The organism is Pseudogemmobacter lacusdianii, from assembly GCF_030848395.1.
Lineage (GTDB): Bacteria > Pseudomonadota > Alphaproteobacteria > Rhodobacterales > Rhodobacteraceae > Pseudogemmobacter > Pseudogemmobacter lacusdianii.
Genome location: NZ_JAVDBT010000008.1, coordinates 94,940 through 106,810 on the forward strand (window position 1 = coordinate 94,940; position 11,871 = coordinate 106,810).

Consider the following 11,871-nt stretch of genomic DNA (forward strand, 5'->3'; position numbering starts at 1 on the left):
GGCAGCTAGATGAATGAATTGCATATCAAAATTCTATTTGATCTGTGATGTGCTCCGTCGCAGGCTGACCGGGATATCTTGAAGGATCCCGCCATGTCGCAGCCCAATCATCGGCCCAGCACTCTTGCCACCACAACCCTGCCCAAGGTGGTGCGCGCCAAGGGCTCGTATCTTTGGGATGCCAATGGCAAGCAATATATCGATGGCTCGGGCGGGCCTGCGGTCTATAGCATCGGCCATGCCAATGAAGAGGTGAATGCCGCGATCATCGCCCAGTTGCAGAATATCGCGCATGGCTATCGCTACAATTTCACCACCGATGCTTTGGAAGAGCTGACCGAGATCCTGCGGGACCGCTGCGGCGGGGATCTGCGCGAGATGGTCTATGTCACCGGCGGCTCCGAGGCGGTGGAGAGCTGCCTCAAGATCGCGTTGCAGTACCAAACCGCGATCGGCCAGAAATCGCGCCGGATCTTCATCAGCCGCGAGCGGTCTTGGCATGGCAACACCTTCGGCTCGATGGGGGTTTCGGGATTTGTCGAGCGCACCGTGGCCTATGAAGGCGCCTTCATCCCTTCGGTGAAGCTGTCACCTGCCAATGAATACCGCCCCATTGCCGGGGCCACCGCCGAGACCGCGGGGGCGGCCGCAGCCGCCGAGCTCGAAGCCGCGATCCTGCGGCTGGGGCCGGAAAAGGTGGCCGCTTTCATCTTTGAGCCGGTGGTGGGTGCGGCGGGCGGCTGCGTACCCGCCCCTCCGGGCTATGCAGCAAAAGTGCGCGAGATTTGCAGCCGATATGGGGTCTTGATGATCTCGGATGAGGTGATGTCGGGCGCGGGTCGCACCGGCACCTGGCGCGCTTTGGCCTATGACGGGGTAGAGCCTGATATCATGTCGGTCGCCAAGGGCCTTGCTGCGGGCTACCAACCCCTTGGCGTTGCGATCTATTCCACCAAGATCCATGAGGCGATCATCGCCGCCGATGGCGCCATCGGCACCGGCCACACTTTCACCGGCCATACCACCGCCTGCGCCGCCGGGGTGGCGGTGCAAAAGATCATCCAGCGCGAAGGGCTTTTGGACCGCGTCAAAGCCAATGGCCCAAGGCTGAAATCTTGGCTGGGCGAGGCTTTGGCGGGCGTCGATGCCATCGGCGATATCCGCGGCCGGGGCCATTTCATCTGCGCCGAGCTGGTCGCCAACCGCGCCACCAAGGCCCCCTTCCCAGCCGAGCGCAAGCTCTTCGCCAAGATCCGCGCGCAGGCGATGCAGAACGGCCTTATCTGCTATCCGGTGGGCGGCAATGTCGACGGGGTGAACGGCGATATCGTCATCTTCGCCCCGCCCTATAACTGCACCGACGCCGAGTTGACCGAGATCGTCGACAAAGGCGCGCGGTCGATCCGTGAGGTTTTGACAGCGGAAGGGCTGGCCTGATGTCGAAGATCATCATTTCCTGTGCGGTCACGGGTTCCATTCACACGCCTTCGATGTCGCCGCATCTGCCGGTGACAGCGGATCAGATCGCCCAGCAAGCGGTTGATGCCGCCAAAGCCGGGGCCACGGTGCTGCATTTGCATGCCCGCGATCCTTTGAACGGCCGCCCCTCCTCGGACCCGGCGCATTGGGCGGGGTTTCTGTCGCGGATCAAGCTCGGTTGCGATGCGATCATAAACATGACCACCGGCGGCTCGGCGGTGATGACGATGGAGCAGCGGCTGGCGGCGCCTTTGCAGGCCCGGCCCGAGCTGTGCAGCCTTAACATGGGGTCGATGAACTTTGCGCTTTACCCGATGCTGGGCAAAGGCCGCGACTGGCTGCATGAGTGGGAAGAGCCCTTCCTGCGCAACTCGGACGATCTGGTCTTCAAAAACACCCCCCGCGATATTGAGGCGGTCTTGCAGCTGATGGGCGCCGATCGCGGCGCGCGGTTTGAGTTTGAATGCTACGATGTCAGCCATCTCTATATGCTGAAGCATTTCCAAGACCGTGGACTGGTGCAGGGGCCGATCTTCCTGCAATTCGTGATGGGGGTACTGGGCGGCATCGCGGCCGAGCCTGAGCATCTCATCCACCTGAAGACCACCGCCGATCGGCTGTTCGGTGACGGTTACCTCTGGTCGGTTCTGGCAGCGGGCCGCAAGCAGATGGCAATGGCGGCAATGGCGGCGGGCATGGGTGGCCATGTCCGGGTCGGGCTTGAGGACAATCTTTACATCTCGCAAGGCGTGCTTGCGCCGTCGAACGCCGCACAGGTGGAAAAGGTGCGTGAGATTGTCGAGCATCTGGGCCGCGTTGTCGCCAGTCCCGATGAGGCCCGCGTCCTGCTGGGCACCAAAGGTGCGGCTCAGGTGGCGTTTTGAGCCTGCTTCTCAGCGCCAGCCCCACAGCGGCACAGCTGGCCTATGGCTTGCGCGCTTTGGCAACCAGCATGGACGATCCCTACCGGATGGAGGAAGCCTTGCTTGCCAAAGCCTTAGCCCGCGGCGCTTTACAAGGCGTCGTGGCGCTTGAGGGCGAAGACATCCGCGGCGTCGCGGCCTATTCCGCCTTCCCCTCCACCACCCGCGGCCAGATCGGCGCTTTCGTCACCGACCTTTGGGTGGATGAGCGGATGCGCGGCACCGGCCTTGGCCGCCAGCTATTGGCACGGGTGCGCGATGAGATGGCAGCGGCTTGGGGCGGCTCCTTCATCCGGCTCAATTATTACGATGACAACAAGGGCGCTGCGGGTTTCTACGACCGTTTGGGCTTTCAGCCCCGATCGCAAGAAATCTGGGTGACTTTGGAGAAAGAAAGGCTGGCGGCTTTATGAAAGCCTATCTCGACGCGCGGCAAAAGCTGCATGACCCCAAGCACTTCATGGCCAATGGCACGGTCTCGCCCAACCCCGAGGTGCCCGCCCGTGTCGGCGTCTTGCAAGCCGGGGCCGAGGCTGCGGGTTGCCGGTTTGAAGCGCCTGAGGACCACGGCATGGGCCCGATTGCCGCCGTGCACTCGGCCGAATACCTGACCTTCCTGCGCCATGCCCATCGCCGTTGGAGCCGGATCGAGGGCGCCTCGGACGAGGTGATCCCCAATATCCACCCCGCCTCGCGCCGCGACAGCTATCCCAAATCCGTGCTGGGCCAAGCCGGGTTCCATCAGGCCGACACCGCTTGCCCCATTGCCTCGGGCACATGGGAGGCAGCCTATTGGTCGGCGCAAACCGCCGTCACAGCGGCCCATGCCGTGGCAAAAGGCACCCGCGCCTATGCGCTCTGCCGCCCGCCGGGGCATCACGCTTTCGCCGATCTCGCGGGCGGATTTTGCTTTCTCAACAATGCTGCCATCGCGGCCGAGGCTTTGCGCCTACAAGGCCTGCGCCCAGCGATTTTGGATGTGGATGTGCATCACGGCAACGGCACGCAGGGCATCTTCTACCACCGCTCGGATGTGCTGACCGTCTCGATCCACGCCGATCCGATCCGGTTTTACCCGTTCTACTGGGGCCATGCGCATGAGCGTGGCGAGGGCGAAGGTCTGGGCTATAACCTCAACCTGCCCTTGCAGCGCGGCACCGGCGATCAGACCTATATGGAGAGCCTCGCCCAAGGCTTGGACGCGATCGAAAGCTTCGGGGCCGATGTGATCGTCATCGCCCTTGGCCTTGATGCGCATGAGAATGACCCGTTCAAGGGCCTCCGCGTCACCACCCCCGGCTTTGCGCAGATCGCCAGCGCGATTGCCGCCACCGGCAAGAAGCTCCTCGTGGTGCAAGAGGGCGGCTATATGTCGGACGATCTGGGTCCGAACCTGACCTCCTTCCTTCAGCCATTGGTCTAACACCATGGCATTGCGTGGCTTTTTTACGCCCGGCCCCTTTGACGATGGCAGCCCCGTCACCGGGCATTACTATGAAATGGCCAGCGCCGACCCGGCCCGCCCACAGGTCTGGGGCTACACCGACCGCATCAGCCACGCCCCCGGCGAGGAATTGCGCCTGCACATCTGCGCCTCCGCCGCACAAGTAACCCTGCGGATCGAGCGGGACGGGATCACGCCAGAGCTGATGCACAGCGCAGAAATCCCCGGCGGCCTTGCCCCAACGCCTGCCGATTGCTCGACCAAAGGCTGCGACTGGCCCGAGCGGTTCCGCATGGTGCTGCCCGCGCATTGGAAAAGCGGCGTCTACCGCATCCACCTCTCGGTCCCCGGCCATGAAAGCCAGCACATGTTCGTGCTGCGCGCCGCGCAACCCCAGCATAAAATCGCGATGATTTTGGCGACCGGAACTTGGTGCGCCTATAATGATTGGGGCGGGTCGAACCATTATCAGGGGCTTTGCGGGCCGGAAGGGCACGACTTTGCCTCGCATGTCTCGGTGCTGCGGCCTTGGGCCACTGGCTTTGTCGCTTGGCCGGATGATGCCCCGCGCATCCCCCATGCCACCCCTCCGGGCCGCCCGCCGGATTATCCGCATATGGATTATGCCCGCGCCCATGGCATCTCGAAGAAATACGCCTCCTCGGGCTGGGCGGCGTTTGAGCGTCCCTTCGCGCTTTGGTGCGAGGCGCAGGGCATTGGCCTTGACTACCTCACCCAGCATGACCTGCAACGCGACCCTGATTGCCTTCAGGGCTACCCGCGCGCGCTGATCGTCGGCCATGACGAATATTGGAGCTGGGAGATGCGCGACGCGCTGGAAGCTTGGCTCGACAAGGGCGGCCAGCTCTGCCGCTTTGCCGGGAATTTCTTTTGGCAAACAAGGCTTAGCGCCGATCTGGCCACGCAAATCTGCTACAAATCCCGCGCTGGCACCGAAGACCCAACCCCCGACCGCCGCCGCCTCACCGATCATTGGGACCACCGCGAGATTGCCCGCCCCGCCACGCTAACCCTTGGCCTGACCGGCGCCGCAGGCGTCTACGCCGGATGGGGCCGCACCGCCGCGCATGGCGCTGGCGGCTTCACCCTCTACCGCCCCCGTCACTGGGCCCTGCGCAGCACCGGCCTTGGCTACGGCGATGTCTTGGGGCGGGATTCCAAAATCTTCGCCTATGAAGTCGACGGCATCGAACATGAGATGCGCCACGGCCTGCCCTTCGCCGCGCCCAAGGCGGCGCTGGCGGGTGATCTCACCATCATCGGCCTCAGCCCCGCCACCACTTTGGCCCATAGCGAGGGGCAGCATGACGCCGATCCCTTCATCGCCGATGAGGATGCTGTGGGCCTTGCGCAATCGCTTTACGGAAGGGTCGATGAGGAAACCCTTGCGCGGGTCACCCATGGCAATGGCGCGATGGTGGAATACCGCCGCGGCAAAGGCGCGGTCTTCAACGCAGGCTCTTGCGAATGGGTTGCGGGGCTGATCGCCGGAGACAGCCCGGTCGAACAAGTCACCCGCAACGTGCTTTTGGGCAAATGGCTCTAGCCTACCAAACCGGGTTTTCGTGCCGCGTCTTGCCATAGCGCGACAGCCCCGGGCTTAGCGCGAAAAGGCTCGCTTGCAAGGCATGGTAGATGTCGGGCTTACCGGCGAATTGCGTGACGGTGGGCTTGCCTGCCGCATCAATCTCTGGGAACCAACCGCCCCGCTCGGCATCGATGAAATGCTCTGCCGCGAAGGTCCAAAGCCGACGATACCAAATCTCATCGCCCGGATTGCGTTCCAGCTTGATCAAAGCCGCCAGCACGCCAATGGCTTCCGTCACCGGCCACCAATAGCGATCCCGGATGCGCGGGGCGCCGTCAAATTCCAGCGTATAGAAGATGCCCCCCTTCTCATCATCCCAACCATCGCGCAAAGCGGCCTCGGTGATCGCCCGCGCCAAAGCTGGTGAGCCATCCTCGGGCCGCCCCGCCAGATCCCACCATTGCAGCAAAAGCCGAGCCCATTCAAAGGAATGGCCGGGAGTGGTGCCCGCCGGGCGGAACATCGGATTGCCGGAATAGTCCCGGTCCACCGACCAATCCTGCCGGTAATGCTCGGGGATGGCATGGCCGTATTGCGGGGCCTGCTGGCGCAGGAAGAAGTCCAAAATTCGCCCGGCGCGGTGCAGATAAATCGCCTCCCCCGTCGCCTCATAAGCGGCCAGCAGCGCCTCAACCCCGTGCATATTGGCGTTCATGCCGCGATAATCGGAAAACGGCGTCCAATCGCGGTTCCACTCATCGGCAAGGAGGCCCGCAGCCTCCTCCCACAGATGCTGGTTCAGCACCTGCGTCGCCTCAGCAATCAGATGATCCGCCAATGGATGCCCCGCCGCCTTCGCCGAGGAGCCTGCGAGAAGCACGAAAACATGGCCATAGGTCAGCTTGCGTTGGTCGTGAATTTCATCCCCGTCCAGCGCCCAAAGCCAGCCGCCAAATTGCGGGTCACGGTGGTGCGAGGCCAGATAGCGCATGCCCTGATCGATAAGCGCATCCGCCCCCTGCCACCCGGCACGTTTCGCCATGGCATAAGAATGCACCAGCCGCGTGGTGGTGTGCAGCTCTTGCACCGCATTCGGCAGGGGTTTTCCTTCATAATCTAGCGTATGAAAGCCGCCCGCAGGCTTTGGTGAGACGGCAAAGAACCGCAAAGCCGCCGCCGCATCCTCGGCCAAAAACGCCCGGTGGCCCGGATCATCCAGCCAAAAGCCAGCTGCTTGCGGATCGCCCGGAACCTGCTTCACCATCTGCCCCTCCCTCGCCTTTTCGCCAGTATAAGCAGCGACAAGAGCACGGCGCCAGCCAGATAAAACCCCCTTTAGCGCGCGCCGATCCACCAGGCCAAAACCGTCGTGATAAGCATGACGGCCGCCAAAGCCACCGCACCGATCGGAACTTGCAAGGCGCTAGGCGCGCGGTCCTTTGCGGCAAAGATCTCGTAAAAATGCGGATCGAAGCGACCATCCATCATCTCGCACCTCCAAGGCTCGGGTTTCGGGATCCGTGAGCCAAGCTCTGCACAAACCGCACCGCCTTGGCGCGATCCTCCTGCCGCAAAAGCCCATCGCGCAGCGCCTTGCCCTGCGGCCAAGGACCATAGCCCGAGGCGACATTGATATGCCCCGCATGCCCCAGATCAACCAAACTTGCCCCCCAAGCCGTGGCCAGATCGCGGGCCCGCGTGTAGCCCATCCAAGGGTCATTGCGACTGGCAACCACGGTCACCGGCAAGTCCAGACGCCGCTCGGGGATAGGGCCAAAATGGCCAATCCGATCGTTGCCCTCTGTTTCAGCCGGAGCCACCAACATGGCCGCGCGCACCCTAAGCTGAGGCCATGTGCTCAGAAGCCGCGCGATCAGCACCGCCCCCAAAGAATGCCCAACCAGAACGGAATCAGGATGTTGCATGATCATCGCCGCCAGCTCGACCTCCCATAGCTGCGGCATCGGGCGCGATGGATGCGACAGTTCAACCATCAGCGCCTTGGGATCCGTCGCCGCCCACCAATTCTGCCAATGCGGGCCGGGCGATCCGTCCAGACCGGGAACGATCAGGGTCTTGGTCATGGCCTTTGCTCCTATTGGAAATGGCTCGCCCTTTAATCTACCAAACTTGTCGTGATTGGCGATTCTAAAGACTGCCAGCCAAAGGGAAGATCCTTCCCCCTGCCCGCCTCCCCACAAATCCGGCCTCGCCTGGCTTCCTGCGCTGCGCGAAGAGCCTGCGCCGAGAACAGGCCCGTCAAATCACGACAAACTTTAGCGTGAATATTCCCTTGCGCCCTAATCGACCCTATGGCTGCATAGACAGAGAGCCTTAGCCGCGCAAAATAGGAGAGTTTCGATGACAGCAGCCCCGCAAAGAGGCAACCGACCAGCCCTTGTGCTGGGCCGAGCAGCGCCCGTTCCGCTGATCTCAGATCACACCTGCGCCGTGGGGCTGATCGACCGCCGCACAGGGCGCCCCCACCGGATCAATGGTCAACCAGTTGTGCTTTATACCAAAAAGCCCGCCGCCGCAGTGGCCAAGCTGCTCTCAGGCCGCGATGTCACTGTCTGGGAAGCGCGGGTCGATCTGATCGAAACCTAGTGCAGTCTCGGCCACATTCAGCTCAAAGAGCTCCCCACCATCAGCGGAACCGCCGCATCCGCGACCGATCGCTTTCGAACATGCGGATGTGATGGTGCCCCCAGAGGGGCTCGAACCCCCGACCCCCTGATTACAAATTCTATGCCTATGGTATGTTGAGTCGAGTTTAGCGACTCCATATATCCACAGATCAATGGGTTAGCGTATCCGCTAGTATAGCGGGTCCTGTATAACCACAACATCTGGTTAGCACAAAATTAGCACACTGCCTCCAATGGATCAGTCCAAAGGAGAGAGACAGTGAAAGTGCAAGCGTGGTGGGCTGACATGCCAACCGAGCAACTTCGTGAGTCTGCATGGGAACGTCAGATGGGCGTGGCAGGGATGGAGGCTTTCGAGCAGTCCAGATACCGGGCTAACGGCACCCAGAAGGAGGCTTCGGAGACTTCGGCTGGACAGAAGCTCATGCGGAAGTTGCTCACCCGAGCGACCGAAGCCATCGAAAAGATGCAGGCTGAAATCATCGACAGGCACCGCGTCGAGCGGGCGGTCAAAGGCACGGTCCTCATGGTCCCTGCTGACACCTGTGCGGTCATTGCCCTCAAGATCATCTTGGATCGGACCTTCACGATCATCAATGGGACCGATGGCTTCAGCTTCCAGACCATCTGCAAGGAAGTTGCCAAAGGCATCGAACTCGAACTCAATTTCCGCAACTGGGTGCGAAAGTCCAAGGAGTCGGCCAAGGCTTACGCTGAGGCCCAAGGATATAAGTCTGTCCCAAAGTCGATGGCCGAGAGGCTGATCGAAGATGAAGGCCGCGACCGTCAGTCGATCTGGCGATGGAAGAAAGCCTTTGCGGAACTGAACGAGTTCAAGTGGGACAACCTCGCCCAGCATTACTGTGGTGATGCCTTAGTGACCACGGTCGTTGAGGCCCTGCCCGACTGCTTCGTCTTCGTCTCTGAAATGCGGAGAGGCAAAGCCATGAAATACGTCCGCATGACCCCTGAACTTCGCAAGACCTTTGAAGAGATGGAAACCCGTATGGCCCGCCTTCAGGTCATCAAGAAACCCATGCTGTCCCGGCCCCGGCCTTGGAGGAAAGAAGACTAATGCCTCACCCTCAGAAACCTCTGAAGTCTTACGATGAAGAAGACTGGGAGGAATATTACGCCGACCCCCAAAACTTCGCCCGTATGTTCAGCGACTATGACTGTCTGCGGACACAGAAAGGCGACCTATCAACCTCCCAAGAGGCTCAATTGGACGTGATCCAACGGAGCATCGCCCAGCGCATTGCCCATTAAGCGGCAAGAAGCAATCCCAACGTGAATTTCGAGGCTTGAGCATGACTGTTCAATATGAAGGCGGCTATTTCATGATCCCTGAGCCTTTGGTTCGGGGCTACGGGCCAAACGCCCACACCGCAAAGGATATGACGAAGCTCTCTGGATACACCGTGGAGGCCGTCAATCACATCCAAGACACGCCTTGGCAGATCAACCCTATGATGTTCGATCTGATCACCCGCATCGCTGAGGAAGGCGCCAACCTAACTCTAACGGCCCACGGCGAAGAGGAAGTGATCCTCCGAGTTGAGGAACCCGTGGACCCAAGGTCCTACGACCCGATCTTTGACGACATGACCAAGGAGGTCTGGGAAGGCTTAGAGGCCAAGGCCAAGCAAGAGTTCAAGTCCAAGAGGGCAAGAGCCTTGACCCGCTGGGAGGAAGAGCTTGGCGAATACCGAGCAACCCAACGCATCCTTGAGATGGCAAGGGAGATGGCTCAATTCGAGCTATTCTACTTCCCCCACAACCTCGACTTCAGAACCCGCATCTACCCGATCCCGACCGACCTGACGCCGCAATCCAATGACCTCTCAAAAGGTCTTCTTCGGTTTGCCCGTCCATGCCGTTTGGGTAAGGAAGGGGTGTTCTGGATGGGCTTCACCGTGGCCTCACAATGGGGTGAGGACAAGCTATCCCCGGCTGACCGCTTCCGCTTTGCCTCTGAGGAAACCTTCTTCAAGCAATGCGAGGCTTGGGTCGATGATCCTTATACCAACCGGGGCTGGCTCAAGGCTGACTCCCCATTCCAGTTCCTTGCTGTGGCCCATGAGTGGGTCTGGGCAATGCGCTCAAGTGACCCTGAGTCCTTCATGAGCAAACTGCCGGGGAACCTCGACGGCTCCTGCAACGGCGCTCAACACCTGTCTATCATGTCTCGGGACCTTGTGGGGGCCACCGCGACCAACTGCCGTTCGGCTGAGAAGACAGGCAACAAACGGTTCGACCTCTACATGGAGGTCGCTGACCGGGTATGGGCAAGGGTCGAGCAGGATGCCGCCCAAGGAGAGGCTGTGGCGCTTGAGTGGGTGCCTAAGATGATGAACCCGAGTGATCGTCGCAAGGTGGTCAAACGGGCTGTCATGACGGTTCCCTATGGGGTCACGGAGTATGGTGTTGCTGAGTTCATGATCAAGGACAAGCACGTCGAGCGGGACCGCTGGGACGCTGCTAAATACATGCGGGACCTGATCATGGAGTCCATTGACGCCACTATGGCTGAGGGCCGGAAGCTGCAACGCTGGTTCCAAGCCTGTGCCGTGAAGTGCGCCCAAGCTGGTCTGCCCCTGATCTGGGACACCCCGGCTGGGTCCAAGGTGACTCAAGCCTATCGGAACGTCATCCAGAAACGCATCCAATCCTTCTCTGCCAAGTTCTACGTCTACGAAGAACCCACGGCTGACGAGGACGAAGAAGACTTCCTTCGCCGGATCGGGATGGACGAAAAGAAGATGGGAACAGCGGCCCCGCCAAACGTGGTCCATAGCTGCGATGCTTCGCACCTTCAGATCACGACCTGCCGGATGGCTGATGCTGGGATCAAAGACTTCTCAATGATCCATGACAGCTTTGGTTGCCACTTTGCCCACATGAGTCTGATGCGGGAAATCCTGCTTCAGTCAATCGTGGACATGTATGCCGACAACTATCTGGAACGCTGGAAGGAGTCGGTCGAGCGTTATAGCGGCCTGACAATGCCTGAGCCGCCTCAGTTGGGTCAGTTTGACCTGAATGAAATCCTCGGAAGCGAGTTCTGCTTCTCTTGAGGACAAAAGTGTCACCGTAAAAGGACTGACACAGGGTAAGGATCGCTCCAATGGATCGGTCCAAGCTCAGCCTTTGAAGTGTCACCGTAAACGGACTGACACAGGGCAAGAATCCCAACCTTTAAATCCAAAGGCCCGTGGGCCAACGATGGAGAACACCATGAAGAAGATCACCCTTACGCTGACGATGGCACTGGCACTGGCTGGCTCCGCTGTGAGGGCAAACGAACAGCCCCAGTTCGTCAACTTCGACGGTTGCGAAGGCAAGCTGGTCGAGGGGACCAACTATTATAACTTCGTTGAACCGGGCTGCAAAACCTACAGCCGCATCCACGGTAGCACCCCCGGCGAAGACAAGCGTGAAGAGATGCGCCAAGCGAAACAACGCGAACAAGCGGCGAAGAAGTAATCGCTGCCTCAGGGACACCCCCTGAAACATCATGAGTCCCGGCCTTAGTGCCGGGGCTTTTTATCTTGGACTAATCCAACGGAGAGAGTGGATGAACAAACTCATGACGGTCCTCTTGACCGTCCTCACGCTGGGACGAGGCAATGCCTTGGACTCCATCCTGAGCGACTTCAAGAAGTCCATCAACAAGCTCGACCGCTACATGGAAAAGCAGGTCGATAAGCACGGGAAGAACCTGAGCAAAATCGACAAGCTGTCTGAAATGAACAACGCCATCGACGCAGCGGTGGTGAAGGCAGCGGCGGTCAAGGACAACCTGCGTAGCTTGATCAAGGAATAATA

Annotated in this window: 13 protein-coding genes; 10 read left to right on the top strand and 3 right to left on the bottom strand. The window is 60.4% G+C overall.

Features of this window, described 5'->3' with window-relative positions; all coding sequences use genetic code 11:
- Window positions 1-93: 93 nt before the first annotated feature.
- From Q9295_RS09950 to Q9295_RS09970, 5 genes are read left to right on the top strand one after another with little or no spacing between them, the layout of a single operon-like run.
- A complete protein-coding gene (locus Q9295_RS09950; RefSeq protein WP_306680409.1) occupies window positions 94-1,437 on the top strand; it encodes an aminotransferase class III-fold pyridoxal phosphate-dependent enzyme in 1,344 nt (447 codons plus the stop codon).
- Window positions 1,437-2,363, top strand: coding sequence for a 3,5-dioxohexanoate:acetyl-CoA acetone transferase (kce, locus tag Q9295_RS09955; RefSeq protein WP_306680410.1), 927 nt, complete (start codon window positions 1,437-1,439; stop codon window positions 2,361-2,363). The genes Q9295_RS09950 and kce overlap by 1 nt, the downstream gene beginning before the upstream one ends.
- Window positions 2,360-2,815: a GNAT family N-acetyltransferase gene (locus Q9295_RS09960; protein ID WP_306680411.1), complete on the top strand. Its 456-nt coding sequence runs from the start codon at window positions 2,360-2,362 to the stop codon at window positions 2,813-2,815. The genes kce and Q9295_RS09960 overlap by 4 nt, the downstream gene beginning before the upstream one ends.
- Window positions 2,812-3,825 (top strand): histone deacetylase family protein, encoded by a 1,014-nt coding sequence (locus Q9295_RS09965; protein ID WP_306680412.1) that lies wholly within the window; start codon window positions 2,812-2,814, stop codon window positions 3,823-3,825. The genes Q9295_RS09960 and Q9295_RS09965 overlap by 4 nt, the downstream gene beginning before the upstream one ends.
- 4 nt (window positions 3,826-3,829) lie before the next feature.
- Complete coding sequence (locus Q9295_RS09970) at window positions 3,830-5,413, top strand: N,N-dimethylformamidase beta subunit family domain-containing protein (RefSeq protein ID WP_306680413.1); 1,584 nt, start codon at window positions 3,830-3,832, stop codon at window positions 5,411-5,413.
- 1 nt (window position 5,414) lies between these two features.
- Here Q9295_RS09970 and Q9295_RS09975 read toward each other — a convergent pair whose 3' ends face one another.
- The 3 genes from Q9295_RS09975 to Q9295_RS09985 all read right to left on the bottom strand — a co-directional run bounded on the left by Q9295_RS09975 (window position 5,415) and on the right by Q9295_RS09985 (window position 7,479).
- Window positions 5,415-6,659: an AGE family epimerase/isomerase gene (locus Q9295_RS09975; protein WP_306680414.1), complete on the bottom strand. Its 1,245-nt coding sequence runs from the start codon at window positions 6,657-6,659 to the stop codon at window positions 5,415-5,417.
- Between the two features lie 71 nt (window positions 6,660-6,730).
- The gene (locus tag Q9295_RS09980; RefSeq protein WP_306680415.1) at window positions 6,731-6,883 is read right to left on the bottom strand and encodes a hypothetical protein; all 153 of its coding nucleotides are present in this window, start codon (window positions 6,881-6,883) and stop codon (window positions 6,731-6,733) included.
- On the bottom strand, window positions 6,880-7,479 hold the full coding sequence (locus Q9295_RS09985) for an RBBP9/YdeN family alpha/beta hydrolase (RefSeq protein ID WP_306680416.1): 600 nt from the start codon (window positions 7,477-7,479) through the stop codon (window positions 6,880-6,882). The genes Q9295_RS09980 and Q9295_RS09985 overlap by 4 nt, the downstream gene beginning before the upstream one ends.
- Window positions 7,480-7,756: 277 nt before the next feature.
- Here Q9295_RS09985 and Q9295_RS09990 point away from each other — a divergent pair, with 277 nt between their 5' ends.
- The 5 genes from Q9295_RS09990 to Q9295_RS10010 all read left to right on the top strand — a co-directional run bounded on the left by Q9295_RS09990 (window position 7,757) and on the right by Q9295_RS10010 (window position 11,869).
- Entirely contained in the window at window positions 7,757-8,002 is a 246-nt protein-coding gene (locus tag Q9295_RS09990; RefSeq protein ID WP_306680417.1) for a hypothetical protein, read from the top strand.
- Between the two features lie 300 nt (window positions 8,003-8,302).
- Entirely contained in the window at window positions 8,303-9,118 is an 816-nt protein-coding gene (locus Q9295_RS09995; RefSeq protein WP_306680418.1) for a hypothetical protein, read from the top strand.
- A gap of 235 nt (window positions 9,119-9,353) precedes the next feature.
- Complete coding sequence (locus tag Q9295_RS10000; RefSeq protein ID WP_306680419.1) at window positions 9,354-11,120, top strand: DNA-directed RNA polymerase; 1,767 nt, start codon at window positions 9,354-9,356, stop codon at window positions 11,118-11,120.
- Window positions 11,121-11,280: 160 nt separating this feature from the next.
- Window positions 11,281-11,529, top strand: a complete 249-nt coding sequence (locus Q9295_RS10005) for a hypothetical protein (protein ID WP_306680420.1) — start codon at window positions 11,281-11,283, stop codon at window positions 11,527-11,529.
- Window positions 11,530-11,620: 91 nt separating this feature from the next.
- Window positions 11,621-11,869, top strand: a complete 249-nt coding sequence (locus Q9295_RS10010) for a hypothetical protein (RefSeq protein WP_306680421.1) — start codon at window positions 11,621-11,623, stop codon at window positions 11,867-11,869.
- Window positions 11,870-11,871 lie beyond the last annotated feature (2 nt).